This window comes from Hymenobacter sp. YC55, from assembly GCF_029433095.1.
Classification (GTDB): Bacteria; Bacteroidota; Bacteroidia; order Cytophagales; family Hymenobacteraceae; genus Hymenobacter.
This window is the reverse complement of record NZ_JARNTX010000002.1, coordinates 37394-58254: the sequence shown is the minus strand read 5'-3', so window position 1 is coordinate 58254 and position 20861 is coordinate 37394. Positions and strand designations below refer to the sequence as shown.

At 51.1% G+C, this 20861-nt stretch carries 19 protein-coding genes; 10 read left to right on the top strand and 9 right to left on the bottom strand.

The window, feature by feature from the left end:
- The first annotated feature begins 72 nt into the window (after window positions 1–72).
- Together P1X16_RS13505 and P1X16_RS13500 are read left to right on the top strand one after the other, a co-directional pair.
- Window positions 73–1593 carry a GH3 auxin-responsive promoter family protein gene (locus P1X16_RS13505; protein WP_277229730.1) on the top strand — a complete coding sequence of 507 codons (1521 nt, stop codon included), beginning with the start codon at window positions 73–75 and terminating at the stop codon, window positions 1591–1593.
- A gap of 520 nt (window positions 1594–2113) precedes the next feature.
- Window positions 2114–2566, top strand: coding sequence for a hypothetical protein (locus P1X16_RS13500; protein WP_277229727.1), 453 nt, complete (start codon window positions 2114–2116; stop codon window positions 2564–2566).
- A 46-nt stretch (window positions 2567–2612) separates the two neighbouring features.
- Here the strand turns inward: P1X16_RS13500 and P1X16_RS13495 are convergent, their stop codons facing one another.
- The 5 genes from P1X16_RS13495 to P1X16_RS13475 all read right to left on the bottom strand — a co-directional run bounded on the left by P1X16_RS13495 (window position 2613) and on the right by P1X16_RS13475 (window position 7244).
- Entirely contained in the window at window positions 2613–3392 is a 780-nt protein-coding gene (locus P1X16_RS13495; protein WP_277229724.1) for a TIGR00266 family protein, read from the bottom strand.
- A gap of 189 nt (window positions 3393–3581) precedes the next feature.
- Window positions 3582–3956, bottom strand: coding sequence for a hypothetical protein (locus tag P1X16_RS13490; RefSeq protein WP_277229722.1), 375 nt, complete (start codon window positions 3954–3956; stop codon window positions 3582–3584).
- Window positions 3957–4266: 310 nt separating this feature from the next.
- Window positions 4267–5811: a glutamate--tRNA ligase gene (gltX, locus tag P1X16_RS13485; protein WP_277229720.1), complete on the bottom strand. Its 1545-nt coding sequence runs from the start codon at window positions 5809–5811 to the stop codon at window positions 4267–4269.
- 129 nt (window positions 5812–5940) lie between these two features.
- Window positions 5941–6552: a pentapeptide repeat-containing protein gene (locus tag P1X16_RS13480; protein ID WP_277229717.1), complete on the bottom strand. Its 612-nt coding sequence runs from the start codon at window positions 6550–6552 to the stop codon at window positions 5941–5943.
- 302 nt (window positions 6553–6854) lie between these two features.
- Window positions 6855–7244 carry a RidA family protein gene (locus tag P1X16_RS13475; RefSeq protein WP_277229714.1) on the bottom strand — a complete coding sequence of 130 codons (390 nt, stop codon included), beginning with the start codon at window positions 7242–7244 and terminating at the stop codon, window positions 6855–6857.
- A 60-nt stretch (window positions 7245–7304) separates the two neighbouring features.
- Here P1X16_RS13475 and P1X16_RS13470 point away from each other — a divergent pair, with 60 nt between their 5' ends.
- Window positions 7305–7970, top strand: a complete 666-nt coding sequence (locus P1X16_RS13470) for a 3-hydroxyacyl-CoA dehydrogenase family protein (protein WP_277229710.1) — start codon at window positions 7305–7307, stop codon at window positions 7968–7970.
- Window positions 7971–7975: 5 nt separating this feature from the next.
- On the opposite strand, the gene P1X16_RS13465 is transcribed toward P1X16_RS13470, so the two are convergent.
- The 4 genes from P1X16_RS13465 to P1X16_RS13450 form a co-directional block, all read right to left on the bottom strand.
- Window positions 7976–9418 carry a hypothetical protein gene (locus P1X16_RS13465; protein WP_277229708.1) on the bottom strand — a complete coding sequence of 481 codons (1443 nt, stop codon included), beginning with the start codon at window positions 9416–9418 and terminating at the stop codon, window positions 7976–7978.
- A gap of 538 nt (window positions 9419–9956) precedes the next feature.
- On the bottom strand, window positions 9957–11792 hold the full coding sequence (gene glmS / locus P1X16_RS13460; protein WP_277229705.1) for a glutamine--fructose-6-phosphate transaminase (isomerizing): 1836 nt from the start codon (window positions 11790–11792) through the stop codon (window positions 9957–9959).
- A gap of 104 nt (window positions 11793–11896) precedes the next feature.
- Window positions 11897–13486: a DUF4270 family protein gene (locus tag P1X16_RS13455; protein WP_277229702.1), complete on the bottom strand. Its 1590-nt coding sequence runs from the start codon at window positions 13484–13486 to the stop codon at window positions 11897–11899.
- On the bottom strand, window positions 13470–14288 hold the full coding sequence (locus P1X16_RS13450) for a glycogen/starch synthase (RefSeq protein WP_277229699.1): 819 nt from the start codon (window positions 14286–14288) through the stop codon (window positions 13470–13472). Before P1X16_RS13450 ends, P1X16_RS13455 begins: the two co-directional genes overlap by 17 nt.
- A gap of 121 nt (window positions 14289–14409) precedes the next feature.
- Here P1X16_RS13450 and panC point away from each other — a divergent pair, with 121 nt between their 5' ends.
- From panC to P1X16_RS13415, 7 genes are all read left to right on the top strand, one after another.
- On the top strand, window positions 14410–15279 hold the full coding sequence (gene panC, locus P1X16_RS13445) for a pantoate--beta-alanine ligase (protein WP_277229696.1): 870 nt from the start codon (window positions 14410–14412) through the stop codon (window positions 15277–15279).
- Window positions 15280–15426: 147 nt separating this feature from the next.
- Window positions 15427–15774 (top strand): aspartate 1-decarboxylase, encoded by a 348-nt coding sequence (gene panD / locus P1X16_RS13440; RefSeq protein WP_245120373.1) that lies wholly within the window; start codon window positions 15427–15429, stop codon window positions 15772–15774.
- Between the two features lie 100 nt (window positions 15775–15874).
- Entirely contained in the window at window positions 15875–16924 is a 1050-nt protein-coding gene (locus P1X16_RS13435; protein ID WP_277229693.1) for a lysylphosphatidylglycerol synthase transmembrane domain-containing protein, read from the top strand.
- Window positions 16911–17393 carry a D-glycero-beta-D-manno-heptose 1-phosphate adenylyltransferase gene (gene rfaE2 / locus P1X16_RS13430; RefSeq protein ID WP_277229690.1) on the top strand — a complete coding sequence of 161 codons (483 nt, stop codon included), beginning with the start codon at window positions 16911–16913 and terminating at the stop codon, window positions 17391–17393. The genes P1X16_RS13435 and rfaE2 overlap by 14 nt, the downstream gene beginning before the upstream one ends.
- A gap of 89 nt (window positions 17394–17482) precedes the next feature.
- The gene (locus tag P1X16_RS13425) at window positions 17483–18181 is read left to right on the top strand and encodes a zinc metallopeptidase (RefSeq protein WP_277229687.1); all 699 of its coding nucleotides are present in this window, start codon (window positions 17483–17485) and stop codon (window positions 18179–18181) included.
- A gap of 374 nt (window positions 18182–18555) precedes the next feature.
- Window positions 18556–19716 carry an acyl-CoA dehydrogenase gene (locus P1X16_RS13420; RefSeq protein ID WP_277229684.1) on the top strand — a complete coding sequence of 387 codons (1161 nt, stop codon included), beginning with the start codon at window positions 18556–18558 and terminating at the stop codon, window positions 19714–19716.
- A 155-nt stretch (window positions 19717–19871) separates the two neighbouring features.
- Window positions 19872–20795, top strand: coding sequence for a helix-turn-helix domain-containing protein (locus tag P1X16_RS13415; RefSeq protein WP_245120381.1), 924 nt, complete (start codon window positions 19872–19874; stop codon window positions 20793–20795).
- Window positions 20796–20861 lie beyond the last annotated feature (66 nt).

Genomic DNA, 20861 nt, shown 5'->3' with positions numbered 1-20861 from the left:
AACATTCCTCTGCAAGCTGCGGTACAAAACGCAACTTGCGCGCTCCTTGGCCTTCCCATCATTTCCAGCTCTGTGTTAAATACCATCCTCACGTGGGCCGTTCAGCGGCGTTTAGCGGATATCAAGCACTTTCAGCAGCACCCGCACGAAGTGCAGCAGGAAGTGCTGCGTAGCTTGCAGCACACCGCCAAAAACACGGAGTGGGGCCGCCAATACGGTTACGCCGATAACCTATCGGGCCGAGAATTTGCGCAACGCGTACCGATAAGCAGCTACGAGGAACTATACCCCATGCTGGAGCGCGTACTGCGCGGCGAACGGAATGTACTGTGGCCCGGTCAGGTTCAGTGGTTTGCTAAAAGCAGCGGAACCACCAACGCCCGCAGCAAGTACATTCCAGTCACGCACGAGGCCTTGCAAGACTGCCACTACCGCGCCGGCCGCGACATGACGGCGCTGGCCACCCTTCACTATCCCGAGGCGCAGGTATTTAGCGGCAAAACTTTGTCGCTTGGGGGAACGCACGGTCCTAACCCCATGCGGCCTCAAGATTCTGCCTCCAGGGCCGGCGACGTATCGGCCGTTATCATGCAGAATTTACCGGGTTGGGCCGAACACGTCAGGACGCCGCCGTTGGAGTTGGCGCTGCTCGATGAGTGGGAAGAGAAGATAGAGCGTATTGCCCACCATGTACTACAGGCCGATGTCCGCGTGCTAGCCGGGGTGCCCACCTGGATGATTGTGTTGCTGCGCCGGGTATTGGAGCTAGCCGGTACCGACAATATCACCGAAGTATGGCCTAACCTGAGTTTGTTTCTGCACGGAGCCGTGGCATTTGGGCCGTACCGGAAGCTGTTTCGGCAGTTGATTCCTACCAGTCAAATGCATTACCAGGAGGTCTACAACGCTTCGGAAGGATACATTGCATTGCAAGACGAGCCCGATTCCGAGGATCTGTTGCTGCTGCTCAACCACGGTATCTACTACGAGTTTCTCCCCGCCGATCAGTGGGATGCCCCCGAGCCCCGTACTGTGCTACTGGAAGAGGTGGAGCTAGGCAAAAGCTACGCCCTTATCATGAGCAGCAATGCGGGCTTGTGGCGCTATAAGATTGGGGATACTGTGCGCTTCACTTGCTTAGCGCCCTACCGTATTCGGATTACGGGCCGCACCAAGCATTTCCTTAATGCCTTCGGCGAAGAGGTAGTAGTCGAGAATGCCGAGGCGGCAATAGCAGCAGCGTGCCAAGCCACCAATACCACCGTCCGCGACTTCACCGCAGCTCCGGTTTACTTTGCCGGGGCGGCCGACGGCTCCCGGGGTGGCCATCAATGGCTGATAGAATTCCTCACTCCGCCGCAGGATACCGAACGTTTCACCGCGGTACTCGATACTACTTTGCGCCAACTTAATTCTGACTACGATGCTAAACGGCATCGTGATATAGCCTTGGTGTCTCCGGTACTTACCGTAGCTAAGCCAGGGCAATTTGAGCGTTGGCTGGCACAGCACGGCAAGCTTGGCGGGCAACATAAAGTGCCGCGTCTCAGCAACTCACGCGAAATGCTAGAGGAAATATTGGCTGCCTCGTAGAACTTGCAATATCTCCGTAAGGGGAATGCAAATGGAAGAACGGGCTTCTATGTTATTTAATAATTAAGTTTATATTAGTGGATTGTTCGACGCTCTTTGTGTTCCTCCGTGTCCGCTATTGCCTCCTCTCGTTCTCGCCCCTACGTTTCCCGCCGGAAGCGCCGCCTGTTATCCAACGAAAATTCCCCTCTGGCCTCTCGGTTTATGATAGGGGTGTTGGGCTTGCTTATGCTAGCGCTGATCGTAAGTTTAGGCATCATTGCGTCGAGCCTAGTTAGCTCGGAGCCTGCGGCCCTTGCTAATACCACTGCCCCGGCCGCGTCGTTGCTGCACTGGTAAGTTAAATTATCTGATAGGGAGTCTCTTATAAGAAGAAAAGAGCCGTTTCGGCTTCAGGTAAAAGTGCGCGAATTTCGGAAGGGGCCGTATATTGAAGTACAGCACATATAGCTTCAACCGAAGCCGATAGTACGTACACTTGCCTCTTTCACTGATGCGTTTTGCTCCTTACATACTTGCCTTGGCACTTCCGTTAGGTTCTTGTGCAACTGCTAAGCACGGGCCTATCGGTTTCTGGTCGCAGCAGCGTTACGACAAAGAATTGCGTCAGCATGGGCCTTGGCCAACTTACTACGATGACGCGAAGCACCAGCCGATGGCATTGGGTCGCTTCCGCCATGGGCGCTACGCCGGACGTTGGCGCTACTACGCCCCCGATGGTACACTAGAGCGCGCCGAAAAATTTGCCCGTAAGCCGTACGGCCTCATCTCCATCACCGAGTACCAAGCTGGGGGCAAGAAAAAGCGCCAAGGTCAGGCTCGTATTCTAGACGAGCCTGACGGTATTCATTTCTTCTGGTTTGGCGAATGGAAGGTGTTTGATGCGCAAGGGTACCAAACAGCAGTAGAGCATTACGACCAAGGTAAACTACGCGGCACGCAACTCATCCATATCAATCTGCAGGGCAGATAGCAAGGACGTATGAACTCCAGCAAGCTGCAGTCCTAGGCATAGCAGCTTACTCGTCGAAGAGGCCGCCCAAATTGCCTAGTACACTGCCGCTTTCTTTGCGGGCATTGCCACCGGCCGGAGCCAGCGCCTGAATTAGTTTCTTCACGGGCATCGATTGTAGCCACACCCGACCCGTGCCGCGGAGCGTAGCCAGCAGGAGGCCTTCCCCCCCGAAAATCATGGACTTCAAGCCCCCGGCCCGGGTGATGTTGAAGTCGATGCTTGGCTCAAACGCTACTACGCAGCCGGTATCTACCCGGAGCAATTCGTTGTTGAGTTGCTTTTCGATAACCGTGCCGCCCGCGTGAATAAAAGCTCGGCCGTCGCCGGTTATTTTTTGCAGAATAAATCCTTCCCCACCGAAAAAGCCTGCCCCCAACTTTTGGTTGAAGTGGATGTTGATTTTGGTGCCCCGTGCTGCCGCTAAAAAGCCGTCCTTCTGCACAATCAGGCCTTGCGGCAAGGTCCGCAGCTCCAGCGGAATAATAGTGCCCGGATACGGCGCCGAAAACGCCACCCGGCTCTTGCCATAACTACCGCGGTGCGTGAAGTGCGTCATAAACAACGACTCGCCCGTGATAAGCCGCGTACCCGCCGAAAACAGCTTGCTCATCAAGCTTTGGTCGGGCTCCGAGCCGTCCCCCATTTTGGTTTCGAAGGCAATGGCTTCCTCCATATACACCATGGCGCCAGCTTCGGCAATTACGGTCTCGTTGGGGTCTAGCTCGACCTCTAGAACTTGAATGTCATCACCAAGAATTTTGTAATCAACGTCGTGGGACTGCATGAGTGGAAGGAGTTAAGGTGGAAATACCGCTTCAAGTATAGTAAAAGCACTGCATTTCAAACCAAGCTCCTAGCATAAGTAGCGCGAAGATCTTTTGCGTACCAGTGTAAAGCCTAAAACAGCAATAAGCCCCTAGCGACTGCACGAGGGGCTTATTGCGTTGCTCTTCGCTACCGCACTTCGTTTCGTCTATACGTCGTCGGGTAGCTCGGCGCGGGTATCGGCGGCTTCAGCAGCGGCATCCGGGTCGTCTTTCGGGCCTTTTTTTTTGGTTTCGCGGCTAGTACGACGCATGAAATCCTCGTCCGACTCTTCGGGCTCCTGCGCGCCTTCTTCGAGCGGAAATTCCTCGTCGTCTTTCTCTCCAAACTGCCCGTCGCGGTTCACTAGTTTCTTGTCGCGCACGTGGCGGTTCAGGAACGTGTTGATGTCCTCGATAGAATAGTTGGAGGTGATTTCGCCTAGCGGATTTATCTTGATTTCAAACCCTTCCAGCTCTTTATGCACCCGAGCTTTCTTGTCAGGGTCGTTTTTACTTTTCTTATTAACGGGTTTCTTCGCCATGATGTCCTGCGTGGTTACGGTTCCCAAACGACCTCTCTGTCATTGCGAGGCCGCTCTATATCAATCAGTACGGCGCGACGCCCATAGCGGATACGTGAAAATTAGGTTCGACCGCCAAGCAACGGCTTCCGCACGACAAGGCGATGGTTGTCTTGGTGTTAACTAGCTCGATGTCCATTCTTTAAAAACTAGCTCTACACTTCACCAACGACTTCAACCTTGCTGTAGCAACGGGTAGAATGCAAAAGCGCCCAGCACTACTGCCGGGCGCTTTTCCTATACATATAATTCCGCCTAACGCTGCAGGTGCTCAGCTGGCCACCAGCTGACTAACAGCGGCTTCAATGCGTTCAGCAGTTTCCTGGGCTCCTAGAATACTCATTACAGCCATCAGGTCGGGGCCGGCAGTGATACCTGTTACTGCCACGCGCAAAACTTGTAGCACTTGGCCAATCTTCATGCCTTGGCTTTCCACCACTTGCGTAAGCAGGGCCTTCAACCCCTCGGGTGAGGTATCGGCAGCAGATGGAAGCTCCTGAGCGTAGGCCGCCAAGGCACCGGCAACCTGTGCGTTCCACTTCTTGCTGATTACCTGCTCGTCGTAGCTAGTAGGGCGGTGGAAAAACAGTTGAGCCTCGCGAGCCAAGTCGGCAGGGAAAGTCGCGCGCTCTTTTACCAGAGCTGCAATCTGCTCGGCTTTATCGGTCGGGCAGCTGATGCCTTGCGCTTGCAACGACTCCAATAGGTAGCCAGCCAACTCGGTGTCGGGCTTGGCGCGCAGATACTGCTCGTTGTACCAGCGAACCTTGTTCTGGTCGAAGCGGGCGGGCGACTTGCTTACCCGCTCAATCGAGAAGTTCTCGATCAGCTCGTCCATCGTAAATAGCTCCTGCTGCGTACCTGGGTTCCAGCCTAGGAAAGCAAGGAAGTTGATAAAGGCCTCGGGCAAGTAACCACTTTCGCGGTAGCCACTGCTGACGGTGGGCTGGCCGGATTCGGCGTCGGTGCCGTGCCATTCCAGGGGGAACACTGGGAAGCCGAGCTTGTCGCCGTCGCGCTTGCTGAGCTTGCCCGTGCCGTCGGGCTTGAGCAGCAGGGGCAAGTGAGCAAACTGTGGCATGGTAGCTTCCCAGCCTAAATAACGGTAGAGCAGCACGTGCAGCGGCGCCGAAGGCAGCCACTCCTCACCCCGAATCACGTGGGTGATTTCCATGAGGTGGTCGTCTACGATGTTGGCCAGGTGGTAAGTCGGCATACCGTCCGACTTCATCAGGACTTTATCATCTACGGCCGAAGAATGCACCACTACCCAACCCCGGATAAGGTCGTTGAAGCGGATTTCTTCTTTGCGGGGCACTTTCAAGCGAATTACGTAGGGCGCCTCGTTGTCAAGCAGCTGCTTCACCTCGTCTTCGGGCAGCGTGAGCGAGTTGCGCATCTGGGTGCGCGTAATGCTGTTGTACTGTGGATTAGGCACCTTAGCGGCCGTGAGGCGGGCCCGCATGGCATCCAGTTCCTCGGGCGTATCGAAGGCATAGTAGGCGTGCCCGCTCTCGATGAGCTGCTGCGCGTACTGGCGGTACATAGGCTTCCGCTCGCTCTGCCGGTACGGAGCGTGGGGGCCACCTTCCTCGATTCCTTCGTCAATCACGATGCCACACCAGCGCAACGCATCCATGATGTACTGCTCGGCGCCGGGCACAAAGCGGTTCTGGTCGGTATCCTCGATGCGGAGCAGCATTTTGCCTCCTAGCTTGCGAGCCAGCAGGAAGTTATACAGTGCGGTGCGCACGCCGCCAATGTGTAGCGGCCCCGTAGGGCTAGGTGCAAAGCGCACCCGTACTTCTCTTTCCATAAGTCAGTCAGTTCGCAGTGTCTCCGGGATGGAGAAACGCGCCGCAAAGGTACGACATCCTACGTGTGAACGGAGAAGACCGGCTAACCAGAAATCCATCCGCCAAGGGGTTTGGCTAGTGCTACCTGTTTACCTGCTTATAACGAGCTCGTATTTGGTGAGCAGCCCTGGCAAACTGTGCGCCGCAAACCGAGCCTGGCGCACCTGATTGAGCTCCGGATCCAATACCACATCATGAGCCGTAACGAAATCAACACCGTTGAGCTTGGTGGCATTGAATACCGCACCTAGCAGACCGCATTCCTGAAAAACCGCGTTGGTTAAATCAGCTTGTGTGAAATCTGCTTCGCGTAGAGAACAGTTAACGAAGCGTGTATTGGGCATGGCTTTGCCCTGAAAGGAGGCATAATCGAGTTGGCACTGATCGAAATGAACGCCAAATAGCATATCGCGACACGCGTGAAACTGCAGCCCTAGTAGCTTGCAGCCTTCGAATGCCACGTTTTGCAGGGCCACATGGCTGAGGCTGGTGCCAGCGAAGTTGCAGTTCTCGAACAGGCAGTCGGTGAAGCGCCGCCCCGATATGTCGGCGCGGGTGAAATCGAAATTGCTGAATCGGTACTGCTCGAACTCTTGCTGCCCAACCATACTTGGGGGCAACGCTCGGTCCAGTACGTTTTCAGCCGGAAAAAATGCGGGCTTGGTTAATGGCTTGCTTGCCTTACGGGAAGAAGGGCGCATCTAATCACGGTTACGGAAACTGAGCCATAATATTAACCCCAGTAGCGTGATGCCTCCACGAATAAGCCAGGCGGTAGTAACGCCCCACTGCTCTATCCAAGTCAGGAGCATCGACTTCATGCCCAAAAAAGGCAGCACCAACGATAGGAGCCCTAGTATAAACAACCCAAGTCCAAGCTCTTTCATAATAGGTAAATAATGATGTAGTGACTTTATGAAGTAGTGGGCCCGTGAAGTCGGTATTCCAGAGAAGCAACTTGCTCCAACAGAATGCAACCCCACGGGCTCACAGAATCCCTCGGCTACTGCTTTACCGCTATGCAGGAAATTTCCACTTGCACGTCCTTCGGTAAACGACTCACTTCCACCGTTTCGCGTGCCGGAGCGTAGTCGGCGGTGAAATAACTACCGTATATTTCGTTGATGAGGTTGAAGTTGCCGAGGTCTTTTACGAAGATGCTGCACTTCACCACATCGCGCAGGGTAAGGCCTGCGGCCTCAAGCACTGCTTGCAAATTGCGCATCACTTGGTGAGTTTCCTCTACCACGTCGCCGTTGCCAACTAGCTGCCCAGATTGGGCGTCGAGGGCAATTTGACCGGAGACGTATACCGTGTTGCCTGCTTGCACAGCTTGGCTATAAGGCCCGATAGGAGCAGGAGCCTGGTTGGAAAAAACAATGGTATTGGCCATGCAGTCAGCGTGAAAAAATGAACGATAAATCTGTCTTCGGGCTAAAGTAAGAGGAAAATTATGCACTTACTCATCGTGGAAGGCACCCACATAGAAGCGGAACTGCGCCGTAAATTCGGCGCCAGCCACACCTACGACTTCTGTCCCGCCGCTGCTCCCGACCTGCGCACCCGTCTCAGCGCCGCCGACGTAGGCTTCGACCTCCGCCCGTGGCCCGAACTACACTACGAACTTCCGCGCCAGCCGCTCTTCTACGATACGTCCCGCACTTCTTTGGCTGCGCTTTTTCACAAGGAGGCCCCTCCCTTAGGCCCCGTGTTTGGCGTCTGTGCTTTCCCTACTTTGCTTGATAGAGAGGTACTGGAAACTAGCCTCTACCGCCCCGAAGATGCCTCGTTATTAGCCAGTACCTGTACTCAACTTGGCACCACATACTGCACCGTACCAGATCGGGTAGGGCTGGTTACGCCTCGCATGGTGTGCCTGCTAATCAACGAAGCCTGCTACGCGCTACAAGAGGGTGCTGCCTCTGCTCACAGCTTGGATGCTACTCTGCAGTTAGGCTCCGCACATCCCCGTGGTCCTTTCGAATGGGCCAATCAGATCGGGGTAGCACGAGTCTACGAAACCCTAGAAGCTTTGTGGCTAGACACACATGAGGAGCGTTATAAAGCTTGTGCCTTGCTCAAAGCTATGTATTTAAGAGACAGCCAATTTGTGTTGTAACCTCTCTAAAATCTTAATAATCTTCGCCACGAAGTCCATAACCAGAATATCCCGTGTATAGCACTTACTAATGTTAAGGGATAAACTAGAAAAAAATATCGTTGCTCTACATGGTGAAGTACTACTACAAATAACAAAATGCAGTATATGGGAGCAAGACGAATTAAAAGCAGGACAATATTAAACTTGCGTGGCCAAATTAAAAAGCTGAATAAACCAATACCAGTCCAAAACCAATGCCATGCTGTGAAAAATAACCTAATGGCTTTTTGCCATATAGATAATTCATTGAAAGGCCAAGCAAAAACAGAAGCTCCATTATCTGGTAAAGCTAAGTAATAGGTTAACCGTAGCGGAGTGAGTAGGTAATATCTTAGAGGATGCTCTTTAATAAACGCATTATGGTATCGTCGAAGCGCGGACACTGCTCGTTTCTCACTAGCAGCACGCACTAAAGCAGGCATTGAGTCATTACTAGAAATCAGTATTTGATTTCGTAGCCATACCAACGAATCATATGTAGCAATTGTAGTGAGTTGCCATGGTTGAGGGCTAGTTCGAGCAGGAGGTGTGGATCTTGTAAGCCATGCTATAAGCGAAGTAGTACTCCATAACACGGGCTCTTCTCCCATCGCTGCCACATAACTCCGAGTCTCTAAATGCAGATCAGAATACTGCATTCCTGCATATTCTGTTTGCAAAGGAATAAAGCGCTTGTAGATAAACCAGTTGCGAGCTGTCCATAAAGCGTCTGGGATTATGAATGGTAACAACAACAGTGTAATTGCATAACTGGTTTGGCGTATTTGCACAAATACTATTTTTCGGTGATAATAAGCGTATGCTAGTATCCAGAAACCAAAAAAGGGTAGCATAAATGGTCGTAAAAAGACCACCCAGGATAACCAGCAGCCAGCTATAAAGTAGTAAGATAATCGACTAGCTTTAAGCGCTGTTAAAAAATAGTACAAACTAATAATAAGAGCACTTGAAGCGAAACTTTCCGTGAAAACGAACAGGTCATTTTGAATGCTATAAGGACTTAGAGCGTATAGAAAAGCAGCAGTATAGGCAAGAGCTATTTTGTTCGTTAGAATGAGAGTTACTTTAGATAAATAAAATAACGCTACTAATCCAAGTAGTATTTGTGTGGCTATTACTGCATTATAAACATATTGCTGGTTGTTGGGTAATATTATTTTTGCTAGACCATATATTACACCATATCCAGGCATACGACCAGCGTAGCCAGGTAAATAATTTAATTCGTAATTGTATTGACCGTATTTAATTAAATTATCTATCGATTTAAAATAAAATTCTTCTTCACCATACCGTTTACCAATAAGCCCCGTGCCGCTTCTGGCAATGCCCATGGAAAAATATAGAAATATGTATAAGCTAAGACGTAATAATGCAGCAAGCCAGAGAATACGTTGTTTGAGCATAAGGTAAACATACAATGCACTTCGAGTCTTTCAACAAACACACATTTGCTGTAAGACTTGAGTGTCCGGTATCTTAGTGCAGTGCCAACCTGAACAATAATACTTGGGTTATTGAAACCAGCATATGCTTTAGAGATAACCAATAGTGCTAGCAGCAAAAAGCAAACGAGGATATACCCATTGTTATCGTAGTTGTAAGAAACAAAGCATCAGGATGGCTATACTCTGACATAACAGTGTAGCATCTGTCCTGTCCACTGCATATATAACTTAGCTAGCTCTCATCCCCATGCTTTCTGACATCGTTCGCCTATAAAGTCATTAGCTGAAAGAAAAGCGCACCAACATAGCAAGAAAAAAGGCTAAATGCCCCGCTTAATAGCAAAGCCATCTATATGTAATACAGCCTGCCAAAGAATTTCTGCATTATCAACGAAGCTCGACTCGATGAATCAAGCTGGTAGCAGTAAACAGAATAAGCAAAAAAGCAGCGCCATGTAAACATAGCGCTGCTTTTTATAAGAAATAAATCAAGCTATTACTCCACTGTTACTGACTTAGCCAAGTTACGAGGCTGGTCTACGTTGCACCCACGCAGTACTGCTATGTGATAAGAAAGCAACTGCAAGGGTATCACAGATACTAGCGGTACAAGCACTTCGGAGGTGGCAGGAACTTCTATAACAAATTCAGCCATCTGTGGAATAACTTGGTCGCCTTCTGTTACTACTGCTATAATGCGACCTTTACGGGCTTTCACCTCCTGGATATTGCTTACTACTTTCTCGTAAGAACTGTCCTTGGTGGCAATGACCACTACGGGCATATTCTCATCGATCAGAGCAATAGGGCCATGCTTCATCTCAGCGGCTGGATAGCCCTCCGCGTGGATGTAGCTAATCTCCTTTAGCTTGAGGGCACCTTCTAAAGCCACGGGGAAGTTGTAGCCTCGGCCCAAGTACAAGAAGTTGGGAACGTCCTTGAAAGTCTCGGCAATCAGTTCGATTTCATCGTTCAGAAGGAGAGCTTTCTCCACCTTTGCCGGGATGCTGCCAAGCTCAACCATCAGCTCCTGCAAACGCGTGTCGGAGAGTGTGCCGCGCTTGTGTCCTACTATCATGGCCAGTATGGTCAAGACGGTTACTTGAGCGGTGAAGGCCTTGGTGCTAGCTACACCTATTTCGGGGCCAGCGTGCGTGTAAGCGCCAGCATCAGTAGCACGTGCAATACTGCTGCCGACTACGTTGCAAATGCCGAAAATTGTGGCACCTTTGCTTTTTGCAAGCTCAATAGCGGCCAAGGTATCAGCAGTTTCACCGCTTTGTGAAATTGCAATTACGATGTCGCGCTCTGTAATAACTGGATTCCGGTAACGAAACTCTGAAGCGTATTCCACTTCCACCGGAATGCGGGCCAAGTCTTCCAGTAGATACTCTGCCACTAGCCCAGCGTGCCACGATGTGCCACAAGCTACAATAATGATGCGGTCGGCGTTCATGAACTTACGCTCATACGCCCGGATACCGCCCATATTTAAGTGGCCAGCTACAAGCTCCAATCTGCCTCGCATAGAGTCGAGGATGGAACGTGGCTGCTCGAAAATTTCCTTGAGCATGAAGTGTTCGTAGCCACCCTTTTCGATGCTATCGAGTTCCATCTCCAACTTCTGAATGTACGGCGTCTGATGCACATCCTCTTTGCTACGAATATCGAGCTTGCCGTCGCGAATGATGGCTATCTCATAGTCGTTTACATAGACTACTTCGTTGGTGTACTCGATGATTGGTGTAGCATCGGAGGCAATGAAAAATTCATCTTTGCCAATGCCAATCACCATTGGCGAACCCTTACGAGCCGCAATCAATTGGTTAGGTTCGTCGCGGCTGAGCACTACAATAGCATACGCTCCGACTACCTCGTGCAATGCCAAGCGCACAGCTTCTTCTAGTGTGCAATGGTTTTGGCGCTGAATCTCCTCAATAAGGTTCACGAACACTTCGGTATCCGTATCAGATTGAAACACGTGACCTTGGTGCTGCAAGTGCTGCTTCAGGGCCGCGTAATTTTCAATAATGCCATTATGAATAATAGCTATCCGCTCGGAAGTGGAATAGTGAGGGTGGGCATTCGTGTCGTTCGGCTCACCGTGGGTAGCCCACCGGGTATGGCCCATGCCTACATTGGCATGCGTATCCTTTTCCTTGATAAAGGTTTCAAGTTCTGCAACCTTGCCTTTCTTCTTATAGACGTTCAAGTCCCCGTTGAGTAGCGCTACTCCTGCGGAGTCGTAGCCCCGGTATTCAAGCCGACGAAGACCTTTAATGATAATGGGACAAGCTTCCCGGTAACCGATGTAAGCAACAATTCCGCACATAATAGAGGGGACAGCGAAAAAGATTTCAGTGAAAAATCGATAAGCCGCGGCTCAGGCAAATGCCGTGCCGCGGCTTCCGACGCGAAAATTAATTAAGTGCAAATCTACTGCAACTTTGAGTAGTATACACGCAGCTTGATGTTTTTCCCATCGAGCACGGCCCGCTCCAAGCCTAAAGCACCCGACTGCCGCAGCTGAGGAGAAAGAATAAATGCTGCCGGAGCTACACCACTTAGCTTGTTATAAACATAGGATTGCACATACCCCGTCAGCACCATTCCATAATAACGATTAACATCAGACACACTAAACAACGGCGCTTGAGCAGCCTGTTGATAGTAGCCAGTAGGGACAGGCGGATCTCCAGCAAAGCTGTTTCCGATTGATGAGATAGGAGGTGTCAGCTGGCTAACAGCATCGCTCAATACTAGTCTTTCCACCCGGCTGTTCAATAAAATCCGCTTTAGAGGCTGATTAAACTGATTTACCTCATAAAGGTAGATGCTGTTAGGAGATGCGAACAGCAGATTTGTGTAGGGTTGAGCAGGAATCAACAGCTCAGCTCTGTTGATAGCAATAGAAGGAACATTGCCTCCATGCACTTGAGCTTGGGCCTTTAGGGATTCAAGACCTGGTATCTCAAGCTTGGTTCCAATCCCGTTGCCTAGCTGCGTATACACCGCATCACCAGTTTCACCAGATGGTATTGCCAACGCAGCTCCACCAGCACCCTGAAGTCGATTAAATGGAGCAAGTAGGTCAGTTTTAATTTCAGTGAAGTAGCGCGGAGCACTTAGTGTGGAGCCAAATCCAGCAGAACGGTTGCCAAATGGGATGCTATAAGAACCTTTTAAAGTACCATTGGCTTTCTTGTTAGCATAATGGTAGTAAAACACCACCCGAGAGACGGTACTAGTAGAGGAACCATTAGTTGGGAAACCCACAACAGCACTAGTAAAGCCACTCACAGGCTGTACCGCTAAGCCCTTCCAAACAGCATCTAAGCTAGCTTGATTGAAAGACTTGTCGAGAAGCCGACTGAACACGGTGACAGCTGTTGAGGAACCCGCGCTATTTACCTTTAGCCGAATCGTTTTATCGGGTACCGTTACTTTGAACGTAGAGGTATCGGTGGTGCTGCTAGGATCTTTGCGCTGATTGAACTTCCGGGAGCCATTGAGCCGACCACTGAGGCCAGTGCCAAGCGCGTTGGCTGCATCCACTGCCGCCGAGGAGTTGGAGTTGTATATGCCTTGGTCATCAAGCGAGTTAACCAATGGATAAACGTTAACCCGCAATGGGGTAGTCGCCGATCCATATACCGACTCGAACGGCATAACCAACACCACGGAGTCGAGCTGTGGATTGGGTGCAGTGCCAGCCACTAGCGAAGGAAGGGTATCGCCGGGTAGGGTGGAAAGCTTCAGGTTGAAGTACCCATTGGCAGTGGTAGTGCCCAAGGCATTATCACGCACGCGCCCTATCAGGTAGGAATTGGTTTTCAGCGTTTCCACCGAGTCTTGCAACACCGTAGACGCAGTAACAGGAAAATCCTCGTATTCGGTGCTACTAGTGCCGGGGCCCGGCAAATCTACGCCTAAGTCACTAGCATCTTCGCAGCCAGTAGCTGCGAAGAGTAGTGTAGAAAACAGAGAAGCCGAAGCAAGTCGGCGGGCGCTAATTGGCCAATTCATTATAGAGCGCGTAGTAAGAAGTCAGTAGGTTTTCGTCGGCACCTACTTGCCCGAGTTGCTTGCTGCGCGAGTACTCCGTGAACAGCACGTTGAGGTTGTCGCTGAAGTCTTCGTCTGATTTCATCACCGCGTCGGCATATTCCATACCTACTTTGATGAAACCACCGAAGTCAGCCGTCTTCAAGCAGGCGAGCATATCGTCATCGATATCCAGCATTTTGGCCTTTTCGATGATGTCGCCCTGGAATTTGAAGTCAAACTCGTTGTTGTAGATGGTGAACACCGATTTGGCGTCCTTGAAAATCGGATCCTTCTTATAGGTCGTTTTCAAGTACATCGGAATCAGGCCCGTCATCCAGTCGTTGCAGTGCACGACGTCGGGAGCCCAGCCTAATTTCTTCACGGTCTCGAGGACACCTTTGCAGAAGAAGATGGCGCGCTCGTCGTTGTCGGCATGAAACTTATCGTTCTTGTCAACGAGGACCGACTTGCGGTGGAAGTAATCTTCATTGTCGATGAAGTATACTTGCAGCTTGGCATTGGGAATGGATGCCACTTTGATGATGAGGGGCTTTTCGTCTTCACCAACAGCGATGTTGATACCAGACAAACGGACAACCTCATGCAGGCGATTCTTGCGTTCGTTGATGATGCCGAAGCGAGGAACGAAAATTCGAATTTCCATTCCCATTTCCTGCATGCCCTGCGGTAGTCGCCGCAAAAACTCCGCTACTTTGGTGGTTTGCAAGAACGGATCAATTTCCGTAGCCGCGTAGAGGATTCTCAACTTAGAGGAGGACATAGTGGTCGGAAAAGGGGGGTTAGGAAAAGGCAATGCGTTGGGGTGCACAAAATTAAACAAATTTGGGCGAAAATTCAACCAAACTCGCTTGGAACCCCTCCAAGCAGGCTCAATACCCTCTATGGAGATACTGCACACGGCCGCTTCGTTGCAAGCACATGCCGAAAGTTGTCGCCGCGCTGGCCAACGCATTGCCTTGGTACCAACAATGGGCGCTTTACATGAAGGCCACTTACAACTAGTGCGTGCCGCCGCCGCCGCTTGTGACGTAGTGATAGTCAGCATCTTCGTGAATCCCACGCAGTTCAATAACGCCGAAGATTTTCGTCTCTATCCTCGGTTACCCGAAGAGGATACTGCTCTGCTTGCTCCAGCTGGTTGTACAGCGCTTTTCCTGCCTTCAGTAGAAGAAATGTATCCGCAGCCAGCCGTACTCCGCTTCGATTTTGGGGCCCTAGAACGTGTGATGGAAGGGGCTCACCGACCCGGTCATTTCAATGGAGTAGCCACGATAGTGAGTAAATTATTCCACTTAAGCCGACCGCACCAAGCTTATTTTGGCCAGAAAGATTGGCAGCAAGTGGCTATCATTCGCCAACTGGTAGCAGACTTGTCGTTTGATATCAAACTGGTGTCATTTCCGACGGTGCGAGAGTCTGACGGGCTGGCTATGTCGTCGCGCAACCGTCGGCTTTCAACAGAGGCACGTGCGGTAGCGCCCCGCTTACACCAAGCCCTTGAACTAGCAGCCCGGCTGGTGCAAGCGAGACAAGTTCCACCTTCCGCGGTGCAAGAAGCGGCAACTGCTTACATCCAAGCCGAGCCCTTGTTTCGGCTGGAATACTTCGAGGTGGTCGATGCGCACACTTTGCAGCCTCTAGTTGAATGGCAACCAGGGCAGCAAGTAGCGTTGTGTCTGGCCGCTTTCCTAGGCGACGTGCGGCTGATCGACAACTTGGTGATTTCATCGGGCAATAAGGCACCCGAATAATAACGAGGCGCAGCACTTAATGGCTTCTGTTGGGATACGCGCGTATAGGGCGCGCTACTTCGTTTGTATTTGCTGCTGTTTATCTACTGCGTTCAACGAAGTAGCTGTTTGTATCTTTGCAGTCTTGTACCACCCTGCCTTATCTAAATGCATATCGAGGTTCTAAAGTCTAAAATTCACCGCGCCAAAGTCACGCAGGCAGAGCTGCATTACGTAGGTAGCATCACCATCGACGAGGACTTGCTCGACGCAGCCAACATGGTTGAAAACGAGAAAGTAACCGTTGTAAACGTAAACAACGGGGAGCGTTTTGAAACCTATACTATTCGTGGAGAACGGGGCTCGGGCATGATCTGCCTGAACGGTCCGGCGGCCCGGCGCGTAGCTGTTGGCGACATCGTAATTATCTTTTCCTACGCTCTAATTGACTTTGCAGAAGCGCGTGCCCACCAGCCTACACTAGTATTCCCTGACCAGCACAATCGGCTAGTTTAGTCAGTATAGGTGTTTTCTTTTAAATCGCTGGTTGTATATTGCATACTTGCGAGAAAAAATTGTACTCCAACTGTCAATTGACAACTGACGTCCATCGCTTGTGAAGCAACTTCTGAATTTCTTGAAGTACACCCTGCTGCTGGCAGTATCAGGGCTGTTGATGTGGTATGCGATACGCGGCCAAGACTTAGCTCGAATTGGACAGTACGTGCGCGGTGCTAATTATTGGTGGCTAACCGTCACGATGATACTTTCAGCGCTAGGATACTTCAGCCGGGCTTACCGGTGGAAGATGCAGCTCGACCCCACCGTCACGGGCCCAAGGCCATCCTACTGGAACGTGTACCACGCCATGATGGTGGGCTATTTGGCCAATATGGTATTGCCAGGCCGGGTAGGGGAAGTAGTTCGCTGTACATTGCTGCAGCGTACCAGCAAAATCCCGGTGCAGGTATCGTTGGGTACTGTTATCACCGAGCGAATCATCGACGTGCTGGTACTGCTTGCCTTACTTAGTGCCGTGTTGCTGCTCGACTTCAAGACATTCTGGAATTTCGCCGACGAGTACTTGTTACAAGGCAAAGCCGACGCCCTGGCCCGCAACCGCAATGCCCTGGTAGCAGCTGGCTTTGTGGCCTTGGCGGCCCTAGTTCTTGCCGCGTATTTGTTGTGGCGCAATATGGCCCAACTGCGTCAGAATGCAGTGTTCAACAAGCTGGTAACCTTCGTGCAGGGCTTGTTGGCTGGTGTATTCAGCATAGTGAAGCTAGAGAATAAAGGCGGCTTCTTGCTGCACACGTTCTTTACATGGCTGGTGTATTATCTCATGGATTACCTGGCGTTTTTCGCCTTCCCAGAAACGTACAACCTCGACATGCGTGCGGGCCTCGCGGTTCTCACTTTCGGGGCCTTTGGTATGGCCGCTCCTGTGCAAGGTGGTATTGGGGTATTTCACTTGTTGGTGCAGAGCACCTTGCTTGTTTATGGTATCAGCCGCGAAGGGGGCATCGCCTACGCCCTCGTTGTACACGGCGCCCAAACCATGCTAGTAGTGCTTATGGGTGGGGTGAGTTTCTTGGTCAGCATGGCAAATACAGGCCGCGTACTGAGCCCCTTAGCTGTTTCTGTTCCGGCTGATGCAGTGGAGTAAAGACAAAATAATGAGCCGAACGGCGCTGGCAGCTACGGTGGCTGCTTGGAAAGCCGAAGGCCGCAAGGTCGTGTTTACCAACGGGTGCTTCGACCTGTTGCACCTAGGCCATGTCGATTACCTGGAAAAAGCCCGCCACCTCGGCGATGCGCTAGTGGTGGGCGTAAATACTGACGCTTCGGTAAGCTGTATAAAGCCCGGCCGGCCACTTCAAGACGAAGTGTCACGAACCCGCATACTGGCCTCTCTTTTGTTTGTTGATGCGGTAGTACTCTTCGACGAGCCGACGCCACTAGCGCTGATTGAGGAGACGCTGCCCGACATTTTGGTGAAGGGCGACGACTATGCAATCAGCGGAATTGTAGGCCACGAATTAGTGTTACAAAACGGTGGGCAAGTCCTGACCGTACCACTCGTGGCCGGCTACAGTACGACGCGCATAGTCGAGCGTATTTTAAAAGGCTCTTAGTTGTTGCTTTCTGGTTGCTAGTTGTTGAGCTACAGTTCAGCAACACCAGAACAGCAACTAGCAGCCAGAAACCAAAACTAGAGACTTCCATGTACTACAATTCGGGTCCCATTTACTTTATCGTCATTCTGGCGATGCTGGCTAGTTGGTTTATCCAATGGCGCTTGCGCAGCAAAATGACCAAGTACTCTCAGATTGGCTTGCGCTCCAACCTTTCGGGCAGGCAGATTGCTGAGCTGATGCTAGCCGATCATGGCATTACCGATGTGCGGGTTATCAGCACAGAAGGCCGCCTCACCGACCACTACAATCCGGCCGACAAGACCGTGAACTTAAGTGAGGAGGTGTATGACGCACGGAGCGCTTCGGCCGCGGCTATAGCTGCTCACGAATGTGGCCACGCTGTGCAGCACGCTACTGCGTATGGTGCGTTGCAATTCCGTTCGGCTATGGTGCCTGCTTTAAGCGGGGTATCGCGCTTTATGCCCTTCATTCTGCTGGCGGGTGTACTTATGATCAAGACTACACTTATTCCGCTAGGAGTAGGTATCGTGTTGTTCGCTCTCACTACCCTCTTCGCTTTCGTGACGCTTCCTGTCGAGTTCGACGCTTCTAACCGAGCGCTGGCATGGATTGACCGACGCGGCATTGTAACGCCACAAGAGCACGCAATGGCAAAAGATGCTCTTCGGTGGGCCGCCATGACCTACGTGGTTGCTGCTATCAGTTCTTTGGCTACGTTGCTGTACTACGTTAGCATCTTTATGAGCGGCCGCGACCGTCGCTAATTTCAGCTTAGTAAGTGCCTAACTAGGTGCTTATAGACCCTTCCCGCAAGGCCGCTGCTTCAGTAATGAGGTGGCGGCCTTTTTTTGCGCCTTAGAGCTTAGCTTGATTAGGCTGTTCTCATTTTGCTGTTGAAGAATCGGGGCCAATACCACGGCACTATACTTAAGCAATTTAGGTTTTAGCGTGTAGTGTCAAACGCTGTGTTGCTAGTTGCTGTGTTCTTGTTCTCTCTTCAACTGATGCCTTCATGCAAGCGGTGTGGGCCGGAGAAAAAAATTATGGCTGGCAACTACTTGTGATGTATGCAGCGTAAATTCGTGTCAAAACTCTCACGGTTTTCTTTCATTTCACGCCATTCGGCTATCCCCATCCCATGCTGACCACCACCCAATCCTCTATTTTCCAGCTCACCGAAGAGCAACTAGCTGTGCAAGCCGCCGCCCGCGACTTTGCGCAGTCTGAACTTTGGGCCGGCGTTATTGAGCGCGACGAACACCAGAAATTTCCAGCCGAGCAAATCAAGAAGATGGGCGAGCTGGGCTTTATGGGCATGATGGTGAGCCCGGAGTACGGTGGCGGTGGTATGGACACGATGAGCTATGTACTGGCCATGGAGGAAATCTCCAAGGTAGATGCTTCTTGCTCCGTTATCATGTCGGTGAACAACTCGCTGGTGTGCTGGGGCTTAGAGAAGTACGGCACCGAGGAGCAGAAGCAAAAGTATCTGCCGCGTTTGTGCAGCGGTGAAATCATCGGGGCATTTGCTCTTTCCGAGCCTGAAGCTGGGTCGGATGCTACCAGCCAGCGCACTACTGCCGAAGACAAAGGCGACTATTATCTGCTGAACGGCACCAAAAACTGGATTACCAACGGCACTACTGCCTCGGTGTATCTGGTGGTTGCGCAAACCAATCCTGAGCTAAAGCACCGCGGTATCAACGTGCTTATCGTAGAGAAGGGCATGGAAGGCTTCCAGACCGGTCCGAAAGAAAACAAGCTTGGCATTCGTGGTTCTGACACTTGCTCGTTGATGTTTACGGACGTGAAAGTGCCCAAAGAGAACCGCATCGGCGACGACGGCTTCGGTTTCAAATTCGCTATGCAGGTGCTAGCCGGCGGTCGAATCGGTATTGCGGCGCAGGCATTGGGCATTGCTTCGGGTGCCTACGAACTGTCGGTGAAGTATGCCAAAGAGCGCAAAGCGTTTGGGGTGCCTATCTCACAGCACCAAGCCATTCAATTCAAACTAGCAGACATGGCGACTAATATTGATGCCGCTCGTCTGCTGTGCTTGCAGGCCGCTCATGATAAGGATATGCACCAGGATTACGCCAAATCTGGGGCTATGGCGAAGCTGTTTGCGTCCAAAGTTGCCATGGATACTACGGTTGAGGCAGTGCAGGTACACGGGGGCTACGGATTCGTGAAAGAGTACCACGTAGAGCGTATGATGCGCGACGCCAAAATCACTCAGATTTACGAGGGAACTTCTGAAATTCAGAAAATTGTAATCTCGCGGGAAATATTAAAATAACCGCAGATAGTTTAAAAATGAGATTTGTTGCACAAAACCCAGCTAATATTTAGCTGGGTTTTCGTTTTTGTGAATTTTTATATCTTATTTTGCATTACATTAGCCCAGCTGACAGGGGAACTAGGATAATCATAGACCACAACCACCCATAAAAGATGGAAGATTATAATAAAGTGATTGAATCGCTTGGTGTGCGCTACATCAAAGCGAAGAACTTGGTGTTGCAACAGCCCTTCACGGTGCGCAACAACTATGACGTCGGCAACAACTTGATTTTGTTGCATAAGGGACGTATCACCTTTGGTGAAGAGGAGCAGGTAGTTGAAGAAGGCGAAATGCTATTCATCCCCGGTGGCCGCGCTACCAAAGTTAATTATGGAGAGTCGTCTGGTAAGGTCATTACCAACGACGATATGATCAGTAACAAAGACAAGTTTTTCCACTCCAACACCGATCTGGATCTGATTGGTGATGCAGAGGAAAGCCACTCGTTCGTGAGTTTCGAGGCGAAGGTATTTGACTCGGTTAACTTCTTCTCTTCGCTGGATGTACCAGCTTTCTTGATTTCCAATAACTCTAAGCTGGCCAACCTCATCATCAAGGTGGTGGAAGAAAGCCTGCAGGAGTTGCCTGGCCGGGAGCGGCTGATTACGATTTACACCGAGAATATCGTGGTGGAAATCGTGCGCTACATCCTCAAGAACAAGATGTTTGTGGAGCAGTTGGCTACCAACAGCACTTACTTCAAGGACCCACGCCTGATCGATCTGTTCAACTACATCAAGGAGAACATCGGTGGCGACCTGTCCAACAAAGTACTCAGCAACGTAGCCAACGTGAGCGAGGACTATGTAGGCCAGTACTTCAAGATGCTGACTGGTATCAACCCCCAGGACTACATCGAATACCAGCGTATGGAGCGGGCCGTATTCTTGTTGCGTACCACCAAGAAAAGCATCCGCGACATCGGGAAGGAAGTGGGCTACAAAGACACGGCTTACTTCTGCCGCCGCTTCAAGATGATGTTCGGTATTCCAGCTGGCAAAATGCGTCGTCGGGAATCAGCCATGAACATCTAATGCCGCACAATTACCAGCGCGTATTGTAGTGGATTAGAGTATAGAAAAGCCCCGTGTTGCTTTGGC